We start from the raw sequence: 21,497 nt of genomic DNA on the forward strand, positions 1-21,497 counted from the left end.
CGGTGACTGGTGTCAAGCCTAAAGCGTGAACTCGGGAGAGTTACTCGCCCTTGGCCTTCGCGATGATCTCCTCGGCGACGTTCCGCGGAACCTCGGCGTAGGAGTCGAACTGCATCGAGTAGCTTGCGCGACCCGAGGTCTTGCTGCGGAGGTCGCCGACGTAGCCGAACATCTCCGAAAGGGGCACGAGGCCCTTCACGACGCGAGCGCCGCTGCGCTCCTCCATGGCCTGAATCTGACCACGGCGGGAGTTGATGTCGCCGATGACCTCACCCATGTAGTCCTCGGGCGTGGTGACCTCGACGGACATCATGGGCTCGAGGATGACCGGCGAAGCCTTCCGCGCGGCCTCCTTGAAGGCCTGCGAACCGGCGATCTTGAACGCGAGCTCGGAGGAGTCGACCTCGTGGTAGCCACCGTCGAGAAGGATGACGCGAACGCCGGTCATCTCGTAGCCGGCCAGGATGCCGAACTGCATGGCCTCCTGCGCACCCGCGTCGACCGAAGGGATGTACTCCTTCGGGATGCGGCCACCGGTGACCTTGTTCACGAACTCGTACGAGGCGTCGCCGCCCTCGATGGGCTCGATCGCGATCTGCACCTTGGCGAACTGACCGGTACCACCGGTCTGCTTCTTGTGGGTGTAGTCAAGTCGCTCGACGGCCTTGCGGATCGTCTCGCGGTACGCGACCTGCGGCTTGCCGACGTTCGCCTCGACCTTGAACTCGCGACGCATGCGGTCGACGAGGATGTCGAGGTGAAGCTCGCCCATACCACCGATGATGGTCTGGCCGGTCTCCTCGTCCGAGTGGACCTGGAAGGAGGGGTCCTCCTCCGCGAGACGCTGGATGGCGACACCCAGCTTCTCCTGGTCACCCTTGGACTTGGGCTCGATGGCGACCTGGATGACCGGGGCCGGGAAGTCCATGGACTCCAGGATGACCGGGTTCTTCTCGTCGCACAGCGTCTCACCGGTGGTGGTCTGCTTGAGGCCCATGACGGCGACGATGTCGCCGGCGCCCACCGAGTCGATCTCCTCACGCTTGTTCGCGTGCATGCGGTAGATCTTGCCGATGCGCTCCTTCTTGCCCTTGACGGAGTTCAGCACCGCGGTGCCGGCCTCCAGGCGACCGGAGTAGATCCGGACGAAGGTGAGCTTGCCGAGGTGCGGGTCGCTCGCGATCTTGAACGCGAGGGCCGACAGCGGCTCGTCGTCGGACGGCTTGCGCCGCACGATCTCCTCCGCGTCCTTGACGCTGTGGCCCTCGATGGCCTCGACGTCCAGGGGCGACGGAAGGTAGCGGACGACAGCGTCGAGCAGGGGCTGAACGCCCTTGTTCTTGAACGCGGTGCCACAGAAGACGGGGGTGATCGTCTTCTCGCCGCCACCCTTGCCGGAGGCGATGGTGATGCGACGGACGGCAGCGTAGATCTGCTCCTCGGTGGGCTCGACGCCCTCCAGGAACAGCTCCATGAGCTCCTCGTCGTTCTCCGCGACGGTCTCGACCAGCTTCGCGCGCCACTCTTCGGCGAGCTCGGTGTGCGAGGCCGGGATGTCGACGACGTCGTACATCTCGCCCTTGCTGGCCTCGGCGGACCAGACGAGAGCCTTCATGCGGACGAGGTCGACGACGCCCTGGAAGTCCATCTCGGCGCCGATCGGGAGCTGCATGACGATCGGGACGGCGCCGAGGCGCTCCACGATCATGTCGACGCAGCGGAGGAACTCGGCACCCGTACGGTCGAGCTTGTTGACGAAGCAGATGCGCGGGACGCCGTAGCGGTCCGCCTGTCGCCAGACAGTCTCGGACTGGGGCTCGACACCGGCCACACCGTCGAACACGGTGACAGCACCGTCGAGCACGCGCAGCGAACGCTCCACCTCGACGGTGAAGTCGACGTGGCCCGGCGTGTCGATGATGTTGATCGTGTGATCGACATTCTCGAGCGGCCAGTGACAGGTCGTCGCGGCGGACGTGATCGTGATGCCGCGCTCCTGCTCCTGCTCCATCCAGTCCATCGTGGCAGCGCCGTCGTGGACTTCACCGATCTTGTACGAGACGCCGGTGTAGAACAGGATCCGCTCGGTGGTGGTCGTCTTGCCCGCGTCGATGTGCGCCATGATGCCGATGTTGCGCACCTTGGCAAGGTCAAGCGAAGTGGTAGCCATATCGGCTCAGTCTTCTCTCGGTCTCGATGTGGGTTGCGACTACCAGCGGTAGTGCGCGAAGGCCTTGTTGGACTCGGCCATCTTGTGCGTGTCCTCACGCTTCTTGACGGCCGCACCGAGGCCGTTCGAGGCGTCGAGGAGCTCGTTCATGAGGCGCTCGGTCATGGTCTTCTCGCGACGGGCGCGGGAGTAACCGACGAGCCAGCGGAGGGCGAGCGTGGACGCGCGGCCCGGCTTGACCTCGATCGGCACCTGGTAGGTGGCGCCACCGACACGGCGGGACTTGACCTCGAGGGCCGGCTTCACGTTCTCGAGAGCGCGCTTCAGCGTGATGACCGGGTCCTGGCCGGTCTTCTCGCGAAGACCCTCCATGGCGCCGTACACGATGCGCTCGGCGGTGGAACGCTTGCCGTCCAGCAGGATCTTGTTGATCAGCGAGGTGACAAGAGGAGAGCTGTAGACCGGGTCGATGATGACCGGGCGCTTCGGGGCGGGGCCCTTACGAGGCATTCTTACTTCTCCTTCTTGGCGCCGTAGCGGCTGCGAGCCTGCTTACGGTTCTTGACGCCCTGCGTGTCGAGGGAACCGCGGATGATCTTGTAACGAACACCCGGCAGGTCCTTCACACGGCCACCGCGCACGAGCACGATCGAGTGCTCCTGCAGGTTGTGACCCTCACCCGGGATGTAGGCCGTGACCTCGATGCCCGAGGTCAGACGCACACGCGCGACCTTACGGAGGGCCGAGTTCGGCTTCTTCGGGGTGGTCGTGAACACACGCGTGCAGACGCCGCGGCGCTGAGGGGAACCCTCGAGTGCGGGCGTCTTGTTCTTCTCGACCTTGTCCTGCCGGCCCTTCCGGACCAGCTGCTGGATCGTAGGCACTACTTCTCCGGTTTCTGTGTGCCGTCGTAAAACTAACCTGGAACATCCACCGACCCACGCGGTCGGGTGTGTCGAATCGCGCACACCCAGCCGCACGGGGCGGAAAGGGCGCGGATCACGGTGGCCGGTATATGACTCGCCTTGCGGTTGAGGACACGCACGCGAGCCCAGGCACACCCCAGGCACAAGGCTTGAGCGTACCTATCGCATGGACTCCGGTCAAAACAAATGCCCACGCGCACGCGGTCCCGGCCGCGGTGGGCCGGGACCGGCGGACATCGGGGCAGGTCCGGGGCGTCCCGGGTCAGTCCCGGGCGGTACGGCGCGGCTCGGCGGGCTCGGCGGGACGCTCCGCCTCGGCGTCGGGCTCCAGGAACTGGTTGACGACCTTGACGAAGACGCCCATGCGCTCGTCGGGCACGCCGAGCCAGCGGGCGAAGTCCTCCATGGAGGGCTGCCAGTCGCTCGGCGGCAGCAGATCGGCCGCCATCGGCAGCTCCTCCGGGGTCACGCGCCCGGACCGGATCAGCATGTCGCGGACGGAGACGCCGAGCAGCGGGGCGATCCTGCGCATGGTCTCCAGGTCGGGCATGCTCTGGCGCTGCAGCAGGCGCGTCACGGCGGCGCGGTGGACTCCCGCCTCGTCCGCGATCCGGGACTTGCCACCGCCGCGGGGACTGTCGATGTCGTATCCGCGTGCCCGCATCAGGCCTTCGACCCAGCCCGCGAATTCGTCGAGCCCTTGACTGCTCATGTGTACCGCTCCCTCACTCCCCACCCTCCGGATGCCCACCTTAGCGTGCTTGCGCGCACGGAATTACGTGCTTTCGGGCACGCAATCGTGTCGAATCGATGAAGACCCGGGGACGACCCCCTCCACAAGCTTGTTGCGCGCTCGCACGCAACGTGTCAGGCTGCTCGACGCCGCACTCGTCGGCCCCCTGAGCCCCAGAAGCCCCCTCGGCCCCATGGACGCCCCGGTGGCCCCGGCCCGTGGAGAAACCTCTTGTTCCCGTCCGACCCGTCCCCCTGGCAGGCCTCCGCCGCGTGCGCCGGCCTCTCCCCGTCCGTCGTCTTCGCCCGTCGGCCCAAGGACGCGGCCCCGGCGCTGCGCGCCTGCGCCGACTGCCCCGTCCGTCGCGAGTGCGAGGCGGCGGTGGCCCCGGCCGAGAGCTACTTCGACGGCGTCTGCGCGGGCCGCCTGTGGCGCAACGGCCGCCCGGCGGACGCCCGGCGCGTCGCGAAGGCGGTCGCCCTGGTGGGGAGTCGCCACCGTGGCTGACCTCACCGACGGCACGCACCTCACCGACCACACGTACCTCACCGACGGCAGGGGCCCTGGCGGCCCCGCCGGTCCCACCGGCCCCACCGGCCCCGCCGACCCGGCCGTCGCGGTCGTGCTGCGGGACATCGCCCTCTGGACCGCCTCCCTCGTACGGCAGTTCCCCGAGCTCTCCGAGGAGTTGGCCCCCGGCCGCCGCTCCCCCGGCGGCGCCGGCCCCACCGCCCCGCACCCCGGCCGCGACGAGCTGATCCGTGCGGAGCGGCGCGAGGCGCTGCTGCTCGAACAACGGCACGGCCTCTCCGTCCCCGGGCACGGCGCCGCACCGATCCGGCTCCACGTCTCCGACGCCATCCGGGACATCACCGACGGCGTGGTGGAGCTGGAGGAGGCGGTCTGCGCCCGGCTCGCCCTGCCCCGGCCGCCCCGCGCCGGGGTGATCGAACGGCTGCGGCGGATCGTCGGCCTGCTCGACGCCGTCGCCACCCACCCGGTCCTCGCCCGGCACGTCCGGGACGAGATCCGGCGGATGGCCCGCCGCTGCGCCCGGACGCTGGGCGACGCGGAGACGATCGTCCGGGTCTCGGGGCGCTGCCCGTGGTGCGACTCGGTGTCGCTGCGGGCCTTCCCGGACCGGCGCGCGGTGCTGTGCGTGAACCCGGCGTGCGTGTGCACGGACGCGGCGTGCGGCTGCCAGGACGACCCGGCGTACCGGCATCTGTGGCCGGAGCGGGAGTGGGCGGAGCTCGCGGCCGCCTCCGGGGCCCGGACCGAGGAGATCGAGACCGCGATGGACCACCAGGAGGAGCCCGCATGCTGAGCTCGATCGCCCTGCCCGCCCTGATCCCGGGGCCGCTGGCCGCCGAGGAGGCGGGGGTGGCGCCCGCGACGATCCGGAAGTGGGTCCAGCTGGGCCATCTGACCGCCGCGGGCCGGGCGGGCCGGGCGCAGCTCTTCCGCCTGGAGGACGTGTTCGCCGCCGAGCGCACCGCCCGCCGCCGCCCCCGTACCGCCTGATCCCCTCCCCACCAGATGCGCCCCGCGTCCCTCCCGGACGCGGGGCGCTTCGTCATGCGGCCAGGAAGCGGTGGAGCGAGTCGGTGAGGTCGGCGACGAAGCGGTCGCGGGTCTTCTCGGGCACGCGGTCGAGGGAGAGGTACGGGTTGAGGTCCTCCAGCTCGACGAGGAGCAGTTCGCCGCCGGGGGCGCGGCAGGCGTCGACGCGCTGGATGCCGTGGTCGAGGGTGTTCCAGTCGATGAAGCGGCGGGCGAAGGCGAGGTCGTCCCCGGTCGGCTCGTACGGCTCCAGGACCCAGCGGCGCTCGGGGTCGGGGGCGTACAGGGCGTACTGGAAGAGGTCGTCGACGAAGTAGAAGGAGACCTCGTACCGGAAGTCGACGCGGGGCTGGACGAGGAGTTCGCCGTAGGTGAGGCCGGCGAGTTCCTCGTACGGCACGAAGCGCAGTCCTATGGAGTCCGCCCCGGCCTTGGGCTTGACCGCGTAGGCGGCGGCCTCGGGCAGGCGGTGGAGGTCCTCGGGCCGGTCGGCGGTGGGGATGACGGGGTGTCCGGCGGCGGTCAGGTCGAGGAGGTACCGCTTGCCGGCCATGTCGCCGCGGCCGTGGAGCGGGTTGTAGACGCGGATGCCGCGGGCCAGGGCCTGGGCGCGGAAGGCGTCGTACTCCTCCTGGTGGCCGAGGACCGGGCCGCTGTTCCGCACGACGACGGCGTCGAAGGCGTCCATGAGCGCGGTGGTGTCGCGCGGGTGGCAGAGCGCCAGGTCGAAGCTCTCGCGGAGCCGGGCGGTGAGGTCGATGTCCTCGTCGCAGTAGCGCCGTCCGCGGGCCGGGTAGGCGAGGTCGGTGACGTACAGGAGGGAGGGGCGGGCGGGCACGGGGCGGCTCCTGGGTAGGGGTGTCCGTCAACGTACCCGGCGCCGGTCCGGGCGCTGTTCGCGCGATCCGCTCCCGGATTAGTTGCGTGCGCGCACGCTCCCTGTCACAGTTGGTGCAGCGGCGGAGCTGCGCCCGGACGACGGGCCGCGGCTTCGCCGTCCGCCGTCCGGGCGCGCTGCCGCGCCCCTCCCCCTCCCGCCGGAGCGCCCCGGACGGCCCCGTCCCGTACCCCTCTCCGAGGAGAAACCGTCATGACCACTCCCCCGAGTGCGTTCCCGGACGTCGAGAAGCTGGTCGTCGACGTCCTCAAGGCCGACCCGGCCCTGGCCGGCGCGATCATCGCGGTCAACCCGCCGGCCGGCTTCGACGGCACCCAGAGCGCCGTCCTGGTGAACCGCCGCGGCGGCGCCTGGATCGGCGACCTGCACGTCGACATGCCGCTGATCGAGTTCGAGGTGTACGGGCCGAGCAAGAACGCCGCCCACGTCCTCGCCAACGGCGCCCGGCGGGCCCTGCTCGCCACGATCGGCAAGCAGATCGGCGCGAACAACGTCGTCCACGACGTGGAGGAGCAGGACGGCCCGCGCTGGCTGCCCGACTACCTCTACCGGGGCGCCAACCGCTACCTGTGCGTCATCCGCCTCTCCCTGAGCGTCTTCTAGACGCCCTCGCGAGCGCCCTCCCGGCCGCTCGCCCACAGACCAGGCCCCGCCGTCCGGCGGGGCCTTTGCCGTACCCGGGTCCCATGCCCGGGACGGCGCCCTCACCCATCACAAGGAGACATCCACCATGGCAGGAAACAACTCGGCCGAGATCCGCGTCGCCGGCACCGGCAAGCTCTACGTGGCCAACGCCGGCGCCGACGCCCCGACCACCTTCGGCGCCGACACCGCGGCCGACTGGACCGGCGCGGGCTGGAAGGACCTCGGCTTCACGACCGGCGACGGCGTGACCTTCGCCAAGAAGGACAAGCTGGAGCCGATCGACTCGTGGCAGTCGGTCTCCCCGGTGCACTTCATCTACTCCAGCCGTGACCTCTCGCTGAAGTTCTCCATGCTCCAGTTCAACGAGCTGACGCTGCCCTTCTTCATGGGCGGCGGCAAGGTCGAGGCCGAGCCGGCCTCGTCCACGGAGACCTACAAGTACGAGATCGCCGAGCGTCCGTTCGCGGACGTGCGCGCCCTCGGCCTGGAGTTCACCGACGTCAAGGCCGGCGGCACCACCGCGGTCACGTACCGCTTCATCATCCCGCGCGGCCAGGTCACCGCGTCCGACGACATCAAGCTGGCCCGCAAGGCCGCGTCCCAGCTGGGCGTGACCTTCACGGCCATGTCGCAGGGCGACGGCAAGCCGCTGGCGACCTTCCTCATGAAGGACAGCCAGTACGGCGCGACCGTCTGATCCCGTTCCACCCGGGGCGGGGCGGCCGAGCGCCGTCCCGCCCCACCCCTCCCTCCTTCTTCCTTCCCCTCACCCGAAACAAGGAGTACGCATCACCATGGCCCGTTTCGACGTCAACGCCGCCCGCGCCCAGCGCCAGGAGGCCCACGGCCGCCAGTGGTCCTTCGAGCTGGACGGCGAGTCCTACACCCTTCCGACGGAGCTGAGCCGCGCCACCGCCAAGGGGCTGCGCAAGCTCGACGACAACGACGTGGACGGTCTGCTCGCGCTCCTGATGGGTGAGGAGCAGTTCAGCCGCTTCGAACAGCACGACGTCACCATGCAGGACATCGCCGCCATCCTGGAGGCCTACGGCAAGGAGACCGGGCTCGGCCTGGGGGAAGACTGAGCCTCGTCGAGTTCGTCGAAGAACACGCCGAGGCCCTTGAGGCGGACTTCATCCGCTACTACGGGGTGGACATCCTCGACTGGCACCGCGAGGAGCTCTCCAGCAGACGGGTCCTGACGCTGATCAAGCATCTGCCGCGGGACAGCGCCCTCCAGCGCGAGCTCCACGGCGAGGCCGCCGAGTGGTCGATCACCGATCACCTCCTCGCGGCGACGGTGGACCATCTGGCCGTCGCGAACTGGATGTTCCAGTGCGTCAACGCGTCCGAGGACGGCGACCAGCCCGATCCGCCGCAGCCCGTGCCCCGTCCGGGCGTCAAGGACGAGGACGAGGAGACCGAGGGGCGGGGCGAGCACTCCCCCGAGGCGGAGACCCCCGAGGTCTCCCCCGGACAGCTCGCCCGGTTCTTCGGCTGAGGCCATCTCCCCCACGGCCCCCGGAGTCCGTCCCCGTCAGGGTGCGGACTCCGGGGGCGCTTCCTGTGCTCGCTCGGAGACCAGCTCCTCCTCCAGGGCCCTGGCCCGCTCGGAGAGCCGGCGCCCCTTGCCCGCGCGCGGTTCCGTGTCGCCGGACTCGGAGCCCCGGCGTTCGCCGCCGGAGGTGGGCTGGGCGGGCACCCCCAGGGGTGGCACGATCGGGCGGCCGCCCTTGCCGCGGACGACCTTCCGCACCGGCTGGGCGTTCCTGCGGGTGCGGCTCTCCTGGGCGGTGACGAGGACGTCCGGCTCCGCGTCCGGCGCGGGCTCCTTCTGGTGCTCGGGCTCGGGTTCCTCCTGGTCCCCGGGGGCGGCTTCCCTCTGGTGCCCGGGCTCCGCCTCCCGGTCCCGTTCGGGTCCGGGTTCGTGGCGCTGTTCGAACAGCTCGCGTTCCCTGCGTACGCGCTCCTCGGCCTCGACCACGGCGGCGGGCGGTTCGAGGAGACGGGCGAACGGCAGCGCGATGACCCGGGCGCCGTCCTGGCCGCCGTCCGCGCGGCGCTGGGGCCGGCGCATTCCACGCGCGTCACCCTGGCCCTGCGCGTAGGCGTCGCCCACGCGCCGCTCGTACTCCCTGCGGATGCGCGGGAGTTCGTCCGACATGGCCTCGGCCCAGCCGGAGGTGAAGGCGGTCGTCTCGCGTCGGTCCACCTCGCTCCTCGGCATCACGACGAGGTCTTCGGGGGCGTACCCGTGGACGAGGACGAGCTCGGAGAGATGGGCGAACAGATGGGGCAGATCGGGGTGGGAGGCGAGCCAGTCGAGCACTCGTTCCCGCCGGTTGTCTCCCGGCTCCGTGTCCATGCGTCAGTGCTGCCTTCCAGCCCCCTGGGGTCCCCGCGCGCCCCTCGCGCCCCGTCGCTCCCCGGGAGTGGTCGGGCCCGAGGAACGCGTCCTCCAGGTTACCCGGTCGAACAGAAGCCCCTATCAGCCGCCAACCCGTACGGGATTCAGGCCAGAAGACACGCCGTCAGACGGATCCCGCTCGACAAACACCGAACAGGTGTTCCACACTCTGTTCGCACAGTAGTTCGAACACGTGGTGCCCCCGCCTCACTCCGCGGCGCCGCCACGCACGCACGGGCAAGCAACCGGAAGGCAGGCGTCCATGACTCAGCAGGCCGAGGCATCGCGACCGCACATCTCGCTCCAGGACCGCCTCCGCCAGCTCCTCGACGGACCCGTCGCCCTCGACAAGAGAGCGTTGCTCGGCACGCTGTACGCCGAGGTCACCCGCCGCGAGACCGTCGCGTACGCGGCCGGCTGGAACGACGCCCTCGCGACCGTGCGCCGTGGCCCCCGCCGGGACGAGGACGCCTAGCCGCCGCCCGCTGCCCCAGACGAACGAGCCCCTGCCGGAACCGGCGGGGGCTTTTCGGCGCTTGGCCGTCACCGGCCGGAAGCGGAGGAATTCATGGGTAAGACGATCGACGACGTCGCCAAGGACATCAGCGACCTCAGAGCGGCACTCATCGACGGCAAGGTGCCCATCAAGGTGCAGCCCCAGGGGAACTACGAGTCGGACAAGGAGGAGGAGCGGAAACCGAAGCAGGTGGACTCCACGGTCTCCGCGCTCAAGCAGGCCCTGATCGAGGGCAATCCCAAGCTCGTCACGGACAACATGCTGCCGTACGAGTTCGTGAGCCGCTTCGAGGAGATGCACAAGGAGCTCAAGAAGGAGCTGTCGACCGAGCTCTGGGAGGCCGCCGGTTTCGACACGATCGGCGCCGCCGTGGAGAAGTCCGCCGAGAAGAGCGAGGAGGCGGGGAAGTACTGGGTGGCGGCCTTCGCCAGCGTCCTCATCCCCGCGATCCTCGCGGGGATCGGCCTCGTCCTGCTGGCCCGGTTCACCGCCGTCCAGCGGGTCGTCCAGGGCGCCATCCTCAACGGCATCTCCAAGCTCAGCCGCGGTCGCGTCGCCCGCGATCTCATCCTGGCCAAGAACGACAACGGCGACGGCTACGCGTTCCAGAACAAGAACCAGGTCAAGCGGCGCGAGGACGCGGCCGCCGCGGGCGTCCCCCTGGCCGACCTCCCGGACGAGCAGAAGCTGCGGGACCTGAAGCAGGCCATCGGCAACGTCACCACAAAGATCAAGAACTTCAACACCGAGGTCCGCAAGCTCCCGAACGCCCGCTCCCTCGACAAGACCGCGACCGCCGTCGGCAAGGTCAACACGGCCATCACCGCCGCCGTCCCCACCAGGATCGGCGCCACCGCGGAGAAGCTCGAGAAGCTCGCCGCGGCCGTGGAGAAGTACAACGAGCACAGCCTGGACACCAAGGCGCTCGACAAGGCCAACAAGGCCGTCGGCAAGTCCGACCCCACCAAGGTCGCGGATCTCGCCAAGGCGACCGGCAAACTCGCCGGCGCCCAGCGGCACTTCCAGCCGGACAAGCTCCCCAACGCCGGCAACCTGAGGTCGGCCGCCCGGGCCGCCAACGACCTCGCGAAGGCGGGCGGCAACGTGACCCAGGCCTTCAACGCCTTCAGGATCGCCGTCCAGCGCGCCGACTCGGCGCTCTGACCCCGCAACCACCCCGGAAGGAGGGACAACCATGGCTCTCTCAAGCTCCACCAAGAAGGCGTCCGACGCCCTGCGCAACCTCAAGACGCAGGCGTCCGGCGCGGCGACATCCGTCAAGAAGGTCGGCGACTCCGGCAACGCGGCCAACGGCCAGCTGAAGAACCTCAAGACCGCCGCCCAGGGCTCCACCACCCAGCTCAAGAACCTGAAGACCGCCTCGGACCAGGCCGAGCGCTCCATGAAGAAGGCCGGCGACACCGCCCAGTCGGCCGGGACCAGACTCGGAAAGTACGAGTCCGGCGCCGGCAGGGCCGCCAAGGGTCAGGACAAGCTCAACAAGTCCATGAAGGGCAACTTCCTGGTCCGCCTGCTCGAACTCTTCATGCCGCTCATCGAGGCGATCGTCGACATGGCGCTGCGCTCGAAGACGATGCAGACGGTCCTGAAGAAGGCGTTCAGCGCCATCAAGACGGTGATCAGCTCGGTCATGAAGGCCATCGGGCCGATCATGAAGAAGGCCGGCGACCTGATCAAGACGGTCTGGAACGGCATCAAGAAGGCCATCTCCACCGTCGTCAAGGCCGTCGCCACCGTCATCAAGACCTACGTGAAGATCTGGAAGACGGTCATCACCACGGTGATGAAGGCGATCAAGACCGTGATCAGCTCGGTCTGGAACGGCATCAAGGCCGTCATCACACCCGTGGTCAACTGGATCAAGAGCGCGATCCCGAAGGCCTTCAGCGCCGTCAAGGACAAGATGTCGTCCATCTGGAACGGCCTCAAGGACATCGCGTCCCGGGCGTTCGACGGCATCAAGAGCGGCGTGAAGGGCCCGATCAACGCCGTCATCGGCCTCATCAACTCGATGATCGGCAGCCTCAACCGCGTCAAGGTGAGCGTCCCCGGCTGGGTCCCCGTCGTCGGCGGCAAGACCTTCGGCGTCAACCTGCCGACCATCCCCATGCTCGCCACCGGCGGTGTCGTCATGCCCCGCTCCGGCGGTGTCCCGGCGATCCTCGCCGAGGCCGGCGAGGCCGAGGCCGTCCTCCCGCTCTCCAAGCTGGACCGGCTGCTCGCCACCACAGCCCGCCGCGCCCGCATGGCGCAGGGCCCGCAGGCGCCCGGCGTCGGCGCCGGACTCCACATCGAGCACTACCACGCGGCCCGGAACAGTGACCCGCACTCGACAGCCGCGGCGCTCATGTACCTCGTGAAGGCGCGTGGAGCACGCGCATGAGTGCCGCGCTCGCAGCCGCTCCGAGGTTCCGCGTGGCCGTCGCGCCGATGGGCAACCTGCGGCAGGGGCTCGTCGGCGCGAGCGGCTCGCTGAAGAACCTGCGGGACGGGGCCCAGCGGGCGACGAGCGGTGTCGGCGCCCTCGCCACCGCCGCCCGCACCGCCGGCACCACCGTGCGCGCCCTCGGTCAGAACGCCTCCGGCGCCGCCACCGCCCTGACCGGGATCCGCCGGTCCACCGCCCCCGCCGGGGTCAAGCGGATCGGCACCGCCGCCGGCAAGGCCCGCACCGCCGCCCGCAGGATCGGCACCGGCGCCGGGGTCGTCCTCGGCCTGCTCCTGCCGCTGCTGCCCGTCACGGACGTCATCTCGACCCTGATGGGCACCTTCGGCACCGTCATGACCATCGCCTCGGTCGCCATGACAGGCATCAACGTCGCCATGCGGGCCAACCCGCTCGGCTTCCTCGTCGGCCTGATCGTGCCCATCGCCGCGTACCTCATCGAACTGGCCGTCAACTCCGAGACCGGTCAGCGGATCATCCGGCAGGTCCTGCAGCAGGCCCTCAAGGGCTTCCAGGCGGTCTGGAAGTTCATCCAGCCGTTCATGAAGCTCCTCGGCGAGGCCGTGGGCACGTACGCCAAGGCGTACCTGACCGTCTTCAAGACCGCGCTCAAGATCGTCGGATCGGCCATCGGCGGGATCTCCAGGATCGGCTCCGCCGTCCGCTCCGCGTCGAACGCGCTGCGCGGTATCGCCTCGCGCACCCTCGGCGGCATCAAGAACGCCGTACGGCCGGTCGTCAGCTGGATCACCGACAGGATCCCCGGCTTCTTCCGCACCGCCAAGGACGCGGTGAGCAGGTCGTTGCGCGGCATCGGCGACCTGATCAAGGGCGCGCTGAGCACCGTGCTCGGGGTGGTCAAGGGACCGGTCAACGGTCTCATCGCCTTCGTCAACTGGATCATCGACGGGCTCAACAAGCTCAGCTTCGAGATCCCCCTGACCGGCAAGAAGTTCGGCGTCGAACTCGACAAGCTCCCCATGCTCGCCGAGGGCGGCATCGTCTCCCCCGGAAACGCGGACGACTACCGCATCGACTCGCTCTCCCAGCTGGAGACCCGCCGCGTCCCGGCCGTCGACGAGCCGTTGCCGAAGCCGCACCGCATCCGGGACTTCCACGAGGAGCCCGGCGCCGGCCCCCGGTCGACCGCCGAGGACCTCCTCTTCCTCGCGACCGCCGCCCGCTGACGCCCCGGGCCCCGGCCCGCTCCTCGGCCCGCGCGCCCCCGCGCCCCCGCCCCCCGAGCCGCGCCCGCCCGCCCGTCCGCCCACCGCCGACCCCATCCCAAGTGAGGTGACGGCCCCATGGCCGAGACCACGACCCCGTACGCCGGAAACTCCTACACCGCCGACCTCGCGCCCGGCTCGCTCATCACCCAGGACGGGCAGATGCAGTGGGCCGGACTCCTCATCGGCCCCGGCACCCCCTTCGCCGTCGACAAGTCCGGCCTTTCGGGCTGGGAGGACCTGCCCGAGTACGACTCCTCCGACGCCGACCGACCCACCTCCCACGGCGCCTGGCCCGGCGCCCGGTACGCCAAGCCGCGCAAGGTCGGCGGCACGATCGTGCTGATGCCGGAGTACGGCGGCACCGCGGGCGCCGTCCGCGCCCTGCGCCAGTCGCTCGCCCTGCTCGACGAGGAGCGGTGGCTCACCGTCCGGCTGCACGGCGAACTGCTCACCGTCCGCGCCCGGATCGCCCAGCGCGTGGTCCCGGCCGACCAGGGCTTCGCCACCCAGGGCAGCTCCCGCATGTCGGTCCAGTGGCTGGCCGCCGACCCGCGCCGGTACGTCGTCAACGAGCAGACCGCCACGACCACTCCCCCGCAGCCCGAGTCGGGGCTCACCTGGCCGCTGACCTGGCCGCTCTCCTGGGGCCAGGCCAAGAGCACCGGCGACGCCGTCGTCGAGAACACCGGTTCCGCCCCGGTCCACCCGGTCATCGTCTTCCGCGGCCCGTGCTCCATGCCGACCGTCACCGAGCGGGTCAGCAGGCGCCGGCTGCGGTACGCGATCGACCTGACCGCCGGCGACGAACTGACCGTCGACACCCGCGCGGGCACGGTCATGCTCAACAACTCCGCCTCCCGCCTGCACACCGCGATGGCCGACTCCACCCCGGAAGAGCTGTTCGTGCTCGACCCCGGTCGCGCCGACCTGTCCTTCCGGCCGGAATCGGGCACCGAGGCCGCGCTGATGACCGTGCGCTGGCGCAGCGCCGAGTGGTGACGAGGAGCCACCGGCCGTCCCCCGCCGGCCGCCGGACGCCCCCGGGTGCCGGCGGCCGGCGGCGGTTCCTCCGCACCCGCCCACGAACCACCCGGCCCGCGCCGACCACCCCGGCCCGACCCCCTTCGGAGAGGTGACCCATGACCGTACGCGCCGCTTGGCTCCAGTCCACCGGCCAGACCCGCGAGGACACCCGCCTGACCCTCGCCGCCCTGCTCACCCCCAGCGGCCAGAGCCCCGACGAGACCCCGCTGCGCTCGCGCGCGGGCATCGTCCCGGGCGGTTTCGCGCTGACCGGCAGCGCGCCCATGCAGGCCACCATCGGCACCGGCCGCGCGATCGTCCAGGGCGACGACACCGCCCAGGGCGCCTACCTCGTCGCCGTCACCGCCCCGGAGAGCTTCACGCTCACGGACGGCAACCCGCAGTACGACCGGATCGACCTGATCGAACTGGCCGTGCTCGACGACACCTACGACCGTTCGGGCGCCACGCAGGCGGTCGTGCGGCTCGTCGAGGGCACCCCCGAGGCCACGCCCGCCGTCCCGCCCAGCGGGCCCGGCAGCACGATCCCGCTCTACACGATCCGGGTCCCGAAGGGCACCTCGGCCGGCACCGGCGGCGTTCTCTGGTCCACCGCCGTCACCACCCAGCACTGGCCGGCCGTCGCGCTCGGGGGCATCATGCCCGCCAGCGGCTTCAAGGGCGCCTACGCCGGCCAGTACCGGGACACGGCGGGCCTCCTCCAGCGCTGGGACGGCACGAACTGGGTCTCGTACCCCAAGGCCGTCGGCGGCATCGCCCCGAGCAGCACGTCCGCCGGCAGCTACACCGGCCAGTACCGGGACAACGGCGGCGGACTGCAGCGCTGGAACGGTTCCGCCTGGCAGTACGTCCAGGGCGCCTCGACCGTGCTGTTCAGCGCCACGCAGTGGCTGACCGCCCAGGCCCAGAGCGTCGCCCCCAACACCTGGACCGTCCTCAGCCTGCCGACCGTCGAGGTCGACGACGCCGCCGCCTGGACCACGAACACCACCTACGTCGCGCCGCGCACCGGCTGGTGGCGCATCTCCGCTCACGCCACCTGGGCCAACGACTCCCAGACCGGCATGCGCGGCGCCCGGGTCGTGGTCGGCGGCGTCGGACAGTCCCGGCTGACCTGGCTCACCCCCGCCGGCAACGGCGCCATCTCCGTGGGCGGCGGCGGCGTGATCCGGCTCGTGGCCGGCGAGACCCTCCAGCTCGCCGGCTTCCACAACCACACCGCGGCGATCAAGACCCTCGGCGGCTCGGGCTACGCCTGCAGCCTCACCGCCGAGTGGGTCAAGTCCTGACGCCCCCGCCCGCCGCACCGCCCCTCGACCCCTCGAACGGAGAAATCCCATGAACCTGCGCAGCAGCTGGGTCGCCGAGACCGGCCAGACCCGCGAGGACACCCGGCTCACCCAGACCGGTGTCACCACCATGACCAACCCCGTCCAGGTCCGCTCCGGCGTCCTGCCCGGCTCGTACGGCGGCCAGTACCGGCTCTCCGGCTTCTGGACCTTCGGCTCCGCCGCCATGTCGGCGACCGTGTCCGAGGGCCGGGCCGTCATCCAGGGCGAGATCTCCCAGGGCGTCTTCCCGGTGACCCTGCCGGCCTCCCAGGTCGTGACCTTCGCGCCGGGCAACGCCACGTACAACCGCATCGACCTGCTCGTCCTGAGGATCTACGACAAGCTCTACGACGGCGGGACGCGCACCGAAGCGGTCCTCGAGATCATCCAGGGCGCGGCCGAGCAGGCCCCGAAGGTCCCGGTCGTCCCGCCGCGCTGCCTCCCGCTGTACGAGGTGACCGTCCCCGCCGGTGCCAGCGCGGGCAACGGCGGCATCCCGTGGAACAGCTCGCTCAAGGACCTGCGGACCCCGGTCGTGGCCCTCGGCGGCATCCTCCCGGTCGAGGGCGCGTCCCTGCCGGGCGCCTACCCCGGCCAGTACCAGGACGCGGGCGGCGCAATCCAGCGCTGGGACGGCGGCGCCTGGGTGTCGTACCCGTCGGCGCTCGGCGGCATCATCCCGTCGTCCGCCTCCACCACGCCGGCCAGCTACACCGGCCAGTACCGCGACTCGCCGGAAGGCCGCCTCCAGCGCTGGAACGGCTCCGCCTGGGTGCCGGTCGTGCCGGGACCGTACTTCGTCGACAACCGCGACTACGGCGACACCACGTCGACCGCGTACACCTCGACGCTCGCGGGCCGCACCACCAACCCGCTCACGCTCTCCTTCGTGGCCCCGCCGTCGAAGGCGGTCGTCATCAGCTTCGGCTGCAAGCTGAGGTCGGGCAGCCCGGACCACTACGCGTACATGGCGCTCAAGCTCACCCAGGGCGCCACGGTCGTCAGCGACCTCGAGGACGACTACGCGACGATCGCCTCCAGCCAGAACATGGTCTCGGTGTCCAGCACGTACCGCCAGTCGAATCTGACCCCGGGCGCGACGTACACGCTCACGGCCTTCTTCCGGATCATCGCCAACACCCTCGGTCTCAAGGGCGGCTTCGACAACACCTTCATCAAGGTCGACCCGCTGCCGTAGTCCGGAACCACTGAATCGACAGGAGAGAACCATGGCACTGCGCAGCGGCTGGCTCCCGCCGACCGGGCAGACCCGTGTCACCACCCGCCTCACCGCCCACGGCGCCACCACGCCGGTCAACCCGCTCGCCTCACGCTCCGGCATCCTGCCCGGCACGGTCGACGGCAAGCACCGGGTCGGCGGCCTCTGGCTGAGCGGCAGCGGACCCATGAGCGCGACCGTCTACGCCGGGCGCGCCGTCGTCCAGGGCCCGAACGCCCAGGGCGCCTACCCCGTCACCCTCGACGCGGACACCGTCCTCACCTTCGGCGACGGCGACCCGCTCAATCCGCGCGTCGACCTCGTCGTCCTGCGCGTGTACGACGACGAGTTCGACAACTCGACCAGGAGCGAAGCCGCCCTGGAGGTCATCAAGGGCGAACCGAAGGCGGTACCGACCGCCCCGGCCGCCCCCGCGCTCTCCCTCCCCCTCTTCTCGGTCAGGGTGGAGAAGCAGACCTCGGCCGGCACCGGCGGCATCGCCTGGGCCGGCGCCGTCACCGACCTGCGGACCACGCTCGTCGGCGTGGGCGGCATCCTGCCCGTCTACAACAACGCCGGTGTGCCCGGCGCGTACCCCGGCCAGTACCAGGACAACGACAACGCGCACTACCTCCAGCGCTGGGACGGCAACGGCTGGGTCGCGTACCCGAAGGAGATCGGCGGCGTCGTCCCCAACGCCACGCTCACCACCGGCAGCTACACCGGCCAGTTCCGCGACAACGCCGGGACCCTCCAGCGGTGGAACGGCACCTCCTGGACCAACTACCAGCCGCCGGTCGAGGTGGAGACCACCACCAGCGGCGCGACCGCGCTGCCCGGCTGGACGGTGGTGGCCTTCTCCGCCCGGCGCTCCCGGGGCCTCGCGACCGTCCTCGTCACCGTCACCCGCAACGGCGCCACCATCAACGTCGACGGCGCGGGCAACTTCAACGACGAGGCGCTCTGCACCCTGCCCGCCGGCTGGCGCCCGGCGATGGACTACGAGGCCTCCGCCTGCGACGGCTTCGGCAACGGCGGCGGCTACATCTCGCCCAGCGGGCAGGTCAACCTGCGCACCTGGTCGTCCAACGGCGCCCTCGTCGGCGGCCGGAACATCCGCATCGCCGCTACCTACGTCCTGTAAGGGGGCCGTCCCATGGCACTCGACACGCCCTACCGGGCCATCTTCTGCGACCTCATGAGCGACACGGCCCTCGACATCCTGCCCGTGCGGGACGTCTCGTTCGAGGACTACATCGGCCGGGCAGGCTCCCTGTCCGGCACCGTCCCCATCCCCGACCGCGCGATCGCCGAGCGGGCCCACCAGATCAAGCCGGGCCGCACCACGGTCTACCTGGAGCGCGGCGGAGACCTGTGGTGGGGCGGCATCGTCTGGACCACCAACCTGCAGAGCAGCGACCGGGGCGTGGTGACCCTGGGCATCCAGGCGTCCACCTTCGACTCCTACGCGGCCCGCCGGCGCATCCGCACGAACGACTTCGCGACGCGGTTCACCCAGCCGACGGACCAGTACGTCATCGCCCGCGAGCTCTGGAAGAGCCTGTCGGACGGCCTGGGCGAGAGCAGGATCGACGAGGGTGACGAGAACGTGGTGTCCGGTGTGTCCCGGACGGCCTCCTGGCGGTACGGCGACGAGACCGTCTACCAGGAGGCCCTCGACCAGCTCGGTTCGCAGAAGGACGGCTTCGAGTACCAGATCCTCGTCTACCGCGACCCGGACGACGGCAAGCGGATCCGCGAGCTCCGGCTCGGCTCGCCCATCAGCAACGGCGCCACCGACATGATCTTCGACCGGCCCGGCACGATCCTGTCGTACTCCCTTCCGGACGACGCCACCCGCGGCGGCACCGTGGCCATGGCCCGCGGCGCCTCCACCAACAGCAACGCCGGCGCCGAGTCCAGGCCGACCCTGTCCGACCTCTACGAGCCGACGGATCCGCTCCCGGACACCTGGCCCCTCCTCGACCTGTCCTCGGACCACAACGACGTCAGCGACAAGGCCACCCTGAACTCGCTCGCCCAGGCCGCCGTCAACGAGGCGTCCGGCCATGTGCAGATCCCGGAGATCAGCATCCGGCTCGGCGGGATCGTCCCCCCGGCGCTCCTCGGCCGCACCGCCCGCATCCGCATCACCGACGAATGGCACCCGACGGGCCTCGACGCCCGCTACCGCATCGTCGGCGTCAAGGTCAGGCCGGCCGAACGCGGCCGCCCCGACACGGCCGAACTCGCACTTGAGAGGACCTGATGGCACTGCTGCCCGAGGACATCATCGACCGGCTGATCCAGATGGAGCGCCGGATCCAGGCCCTGTCCACAGCGGTCAACACCCGGCCCCTCATCAACGAGATCCGCCCCGACCCCGACCGGCCGCAGCCCACCAAACCGGTCCTCCGGATCTTCGACGCCTACAACCACGAGCTGTTCGCCGACGACATGGCGACCGGCGGCCTCGCCCGGCCGTGGCTCCAGCTGATGCCGCCGGTGGACCACCTGAAGGAAGCGAAGTGGCCGTCCACCACGAGCACGACCTTCACCGCCATCGCCCAGTCCTTCAACCCGGTCTGGCAGCCCAAGATGCGTCTCGCGATGTACACGAAGGTGTCCAGCGGCGCGACCGGCCAGGTGCAGGTCATGGTCGACGGCGTGCAGTTCGGCCCGACCGTCGCCGCGGGACAGACCTTCGACCACACCGGTCCGCTGCCGTTCGTCGACTTCGCGACCAAGTTCGGCAAGGTCATGACCGTCGAGATCCACGCCAGGATCGCCAGCGGCACCGGCACGGTCTACGCCCAGCCCGTCAGCATGTTCGGCACCCAGACCTGAGCCCGCGAGGAGCACCCCACGTGAACATCGACCCCACCCAGCCCTGGGGCCTGGCCATCGACTACGCCGGCCGGGCCACCGTCGTCGAGAACGGCCACACCCTCTCCGTACGCGTCTACGACAACAGCCTCGGGTACACCCTGGAACGCGACCCGTTCACCGGCCAGTACCCGTCGGTGCAGATCACCGCCGAGTTCGCCAAGACCGGCAGCAACGGCGAAGCCACCCTCCGCGGCCACGGTCTCGCCGTCGTCGAGGCGAAGGACGGCGTCCCCGCCGTGCCCGACCCGACCGCCGTTCAGCGGGCCGTCGCCGCCGCGCTCGCCGACTTCGAGACCCGCCGCTCCGCCTACGCCGAACTGTGCGCGACCTGGGCCCCGCCGCCGGAACCCGAGCCCACCCCGGAGCCCGAACCGACTCCGGAGCCGACACCCACCCCGTAGAACCGCAGCCGGCGCCCGCACCCCGGCCCCATAGGACCCGCACCCGAGGGCAGCACGCCCCCGCCCGTACGCCCCGCCCCGCGCCCCCACGGCCGGGGCTCTCGCATGTCTGGAGGACAACCGATGGCCACTCCCCTCCCCGCGGACCGGCTCGTCGCCGCGCTCCGCGCCGAAGGCGTCACCGTCGTCGAACACCCCGGCTGGCGCTCCCGCAACCGCAACCACACCGGCGCCTGGGGACCGGTCACCGGCGTGATGATCCACCACACCGTCAGCACCGGCACCGCCTCCTCCGTCGAGCTCTGCTTCCACGGCTACGAGGGCCTGCCCGGACCGCTCTGCCACGGCGTCATCGCCAAGGACGGCACCGTCCACCTCGTCGGCAACGGCCGCGCCAACCACGCCGGCGGCGGAGACCCGTCCGTCCTCCAGGCCGTGATCACCGAGACGTACGGCGACCGGCCCCCCGCCCCGCGCGTCCACCAGGGCAGCCCCGGAGCCGTCGACGGCAACTCCCGCTTCTACGGCTTCGAGTGCGTCAACCTCGGCGACGGCCGCGACCCCTGGCCGGCCGCCCAGCTCGACGCGGTCGAACGGGTCTCCGCCGCGCTGTGCCGGGCCCACGGCTGGGGCGCCAGGTCCGTCATCGGCCACCTGGAGTGGTCCGACTGGAAGAGCGACCCCAAGGGCTTCGGCATGCCAGCCCTCCGCGGCCGCGTCCGGACCCGGCTCGCCAAGACCCCCGCCAAGCCCGCCCCCGGCGCCGGAAAGCCGACCGCTCCTCGCCTCCAGCCGTTCCCGGGCACCTCGTTCTTCCGCAAGGAGACGAGCTCCCCGGTCATCACGGCCATGGGCCGCCGCCTCGTCGCCGAGGGCTGCTCCGCGTACACCGTGGGCCCGGGCCCCCGCTGGGGCGAGGCCGACCGGCTCAGCTACGCGAAGTGGCAGCGCAAGCTCGGCTTCCGCGGCTCCGACGCCGACGGCGTCCCCGGCGCCGTCTCCTGGAACGCGCTGAAGGTCCCGTACGCGAAGTAGGCACCCGCCCGCCCGCACCACAA

General features: G+C 70.8%; 25 protein-coding genes. 19 read left to right on the plus strand and 6 right to left on the minus strand.

Annotated elements, in window-relative coordinates:
* Positions 1-40: 40 nt before the first annotated feature.
* The 4 genes from fusA to AMK29_RS08870 all read right to left on the minus strand — a co-directional run bounded on the left by fusA (position 41) and on the right by AMK29_RS08870 (position 3,808).
* A complete protein-coding gene (gene fusA, locus AMK29_RS08855; RefSeq protein WP_073810180.1) occupies positions 41-2,170 on the minus strand; it encodes an elongation factor G in 2,130 nt (709 codons plus the stop codon).
* 39 nt (positions 2,171-2,209) lie between these two features.
* Entirely contained in the window at positions 2,210-2,680 is a 471-nt protein-coding gene (gene rpsG, locus AMK29_RS08860; RefSeq protein WP_015035567.1) for a 30S ribosomal protein S7, read from the minus strand.
* 2 nt (positions 2,681-2,682) lie between these two features.
* Positions 2,683-3,054 carry a 30S ribosomal protein S12 gene (gene rpsL / locus AMK29_RS08865; RefSeq protein WP_003948652.1) on the minus strand — a complete coding sequence of 124 codons (372 nt, stop codon included), beginning with the start codon at positions 3,052-3,054 and terminating at the stop codon, positions 2,683-2,685.
* A gap of 304 nt (positions 3,055-3,358) precedes the next feature.
* Positions 3,359-3,808 carry a helix-turn-helix domain-containing protein gene (locus tag AMK29_RS08870; RefSeq protein WP_073810182.1) on the minus strand — a complete coding sequence of 150 codons (450 nt, stop codon included), beginning with the start codon at positions 3,806-3,808 and terminating at the stop codon, positions 3,359-3,361.
* Between the two features lie 252 nt (positions 3,809-4,060).
* On the opposite strand from AMK29_RS08870, the gene AMK29_RS08875 reads away from it, so the two are divergent.
* The 3 genes from AMK29_RS08875 to AMK29_RS08885 all read left to right on the plus strand — a co-directional run bounded on the left by AMK29_RS08875 (position 4,061) and on the right by AMK29_RS08885 (position 5,353).
* A complete protein-coding gene (locus tag AMK29_RS08875) occupies positions 4,061-4,336 on the plus strand; it encodes a WhiB family transcriptional regulator (protein ID WP_073810185.1) in 276 nt (91 codons plus the stop codon).
* A gap of 115 nt (positions 4,337-4,451) precedes the next feature.
* A complete protein-coding gene (locus AMK29_RS08880; protein WP_073810741.1) occupies positions 4,452-5,156 on the plus strand; it encodes a hypothetical protein in 705 nt (234 codons plus the stop codon).
* Complete coding sequence (locus AMK29_RS08885) at positions 5,150-5,353, plus strand: hypothetical protein (RefSeq protein ID WP_073810188.1); 204 nt, start codon at positions 5,150-5,152, stop codon at positions 5,351-5,353. The genes AMK29_RS08880 and AMK29_RS08885 overlap by 7 nt, the downstream gene beginning before the upstream one ends.
* A 52-nt stretch (positions 5,354-5,405) precedes the next feature.
* Here AMK29_RS08885 and AMK29_RS08890 read toward each other — a convergent pair whose 3' ends face one another.
* A complete protein-coding gene (locus AMK29_RS08890) occupies positions 5,406-6,230 on the minus strand; it encodes a hypothetical protein (protein ID WP_073810191.1) in 825 nt (274 codons plus the stop codon).
* A 252-nt stretch (positions 6,231-6,482) separates the two neighbouring features.
* Between AMK29_RS08890 and AMK29_RS08895 the strand changes: the two genes are divergently transcribed.
* The 4 genes from AMK29_RS08895 to AMK29_RS08910 all read left to right on the plus strand — a co-directional run bounded on the left by AMK29_RS08895 (position 6,483) and on the right by AMK29_RS08910 (position 8,436).
* Complete coding sequence (locus AMK29_RS08895; protein ID WP_073810193.1) at positions 6,483-6,893, plus strand: hypothetical protein; 411 nt, start codon at positions 6,483-6,485, stop codon at positions 6,891-6,893.
* 127 nt (positions 6,894-7,020) lie between these two features.
* The gene (locus tag AMK29_RS08900; RefSeq protein WP_073810196.1) at positions 7,021-7,632 is read left to right on the plus strand and encodes a phage tail tube protein; all 612 of its coding nucleotides are present in this window, start codon (positions 7,021-7,023) and stop codon (positions 7,630-7,632) included.
* Between the two features lie 97 nt (positions 7,633-7,729).
* Entirely contained in the window at positions 7,730-8,020 is a 291-nt protein-coding gene (locus AMK29_RS08905; RefSeq protein ID WP_073810198.1) for a hypothetical protein, read from the plus strand.
* 65 nt (positions 8,021-8,085) lie between these two features.
* Positions 8,086-8,436 (plus strand): hypothetical protein, encoded by a 351-nt coding sequence (locus AMK29_RS08910; RefSeq protein ID WP_073810201.1) that lies wholly within the window; start codon positions 8,086-8,088, stop codon positions 8,434-8,436.
* Between the two features lie 36 nt (positions 8,437-8,472).
* Here AMK29_RS08910 and AMK29_RS08915 read toward each other — a convergent pair whose 3' ends face one another.
* Positions 8,473-9,300, minus strand: coding sequence for a hypothetical protein (locus tag AMK29_RS08915; protein WP_073810204.1), 828 nt, complete (start codon positions 9,298-9,300; stop codon positions 8,473-8,475).
* A gap of 304 nt (positions 9,301-9,604) precedes the next feature.
* On the opposite strand from AMK29_RS08915, the gene AMK29_RS08920 reads away from it, so the two are divergent.
* The 12 genes from AMK29_RS08920 to AMK29_RS08975 all read left to right on the plus strand — a co-directional run bounded on the left by AMK29_RS08920 (position 9,605) and on the right by AMK29_RS08975 (position 21,474).
* Entirely contained in the window at positions 9,605-9,817 is a 213-nt protein-coding gene (locus AMK29_RS08920) for a hypothetical protein (protein ID WP_073810206.1), read from the plus strand.
* Positions 9,818-9,910: 93 nt separating this feature from the next.
* Positions 9,911-11,023 carry a hypothetical protein gene (locus tag AMK29_RS08925; RefSeq protein ID WP_073810209.1) on the plus strand — a complete coding sequence of 371 codons (1,113 nt, stop codon included), beginning with the start codon at positions 9,911-9,913 and terminating at the stop codon, positions 11,021-11,023.
* A 31-nt stretch (positions 11,024-11,054) separates the two neighbouring features.
* On the plus strand, positions 11,055-12,263 hold the full coding sequence (locus tag AMK29_RS08930) for a phage tail protein (protein WP_073810212.1): 1,209 nt from the start codon (positions 11,055-11,057) through the stop codon (positions 12,261-12,263).
* The gene (locus AMK29_RS08935) at positions 12,260-13,513 is read left to right on the plus strand and encodes a tape-measure protein (RefSeq protein WP_073810215.1); all 1,254 of its coding nucleotides are present in this window, start codon (positions 12,260-12,262) and stop codon (positions 13,511-13,513) included. The genes AMK29_RS08930 and AMK29_RS08935 overlap by 4 nt, the downstream gene beginning before the upstream one ends.
* Before the next feature lie 117 nt (positions 13,514-13,630).
* On the plus strand, positions 13,631-14,554 hold the full coding sequence (locus AMK29_RS08940; protein WP_073810218.1) for a phage distal tail protein: 924 nt from the start codon (positions 13,631-13,633) through the stop codon (positions 14,552-14,554).
* 140 nt (positions 14,555-14,694) lie between these two features.
* Entirely contained in the window at positions 14,695-15,888 is a 1,194-nt protein-coding gene (locus AMK29_RS08945) for a hypothetical protein (protein ID WP_073810220.1), read from the plus strand.
* Between the two features lie 49 nt (positions 15,889-15,937).
* The gene (locus AMK29_RS08950; protein ID WP_073810223.1) at positions 15,938-17,128 is read left to right on the plus strand and encodes a hypothetical protein; all 1,191 of its coding nucleotides are present in this window, start codon (positions 15,938-15,940) and stop codon (positions 17,126-17,128) included.
* A 31-nt stretch (positions 17,129-17,159) separates the two neighbouring features.
* Positions 17,160-18,293, plus strand: a complete 1,134-nt coding sequence (locus tag AMK29_RS08955) for a hypothetical protein (RefSeq protein ID WP_073810226.1) — start codon at positions 17,160-17,162, stop codon at positions 18,291-18,293.
* Positions 18,294-18,305: 12 nt separating this feature from the next.
* On the plus strand, positions 18,306-19,418 hold the full coding sequence (locus AMK29_RS08960; RefSeq protein ID WP_073810229.1) for a hypothetical protein: 1,113 nt from the start codon (positions 18,306-18,308) through the stop codon (positions 19,416-19,418).
* On the plus strand, positions 19,418-19,996 hold the full coding sequence (locus AMK29_RS08965) for a hypothetical protein (protein ID WP_073810231.1): 579 nt from the start codon (positions 19,418-19,420) through the stop codon (positions 19,994-19,996). Before AMK29_RS08960 ends, AMK29_RS08965 begins: the two co-directional genes overlap by 1 nt.
* Positions 19,997-20,016: 20 nt before the next feature.
* A complete protein-coding gene (locus AMK29_RS08970; protein ID WP_073810234.1) occupies positions 20,017-20,439 on the plus strand; it encodes a hypothetical protein in 423 nt (140 codons plus the stop codon).
* A 123-nt stretch (positions 20,440-20,562) separates the two neighbouring features.
* On the plus strand, positions 20,563-21,474 hold the full coding sequence (locus tag AMK29_RS08975) for a peptidoglycan-binding protein (RefSeq protein ID WP_073810236.1): 912 nt from the start codon (positions 20,563-20,565) through the stop codon (positions 21,472-21,474).
* Positions 21,475-21,497 lie beyond the last annotated feature (23 nt).

The organism is Streptomyces sp. CB02261, from assembly GCF_001905665.1.
Classification (GTDB): domain Bacteria; phylum Actinomycetota; class Actinomycetes; order Streptomycetales; family Streptomycetaceae; genus Streptomyces.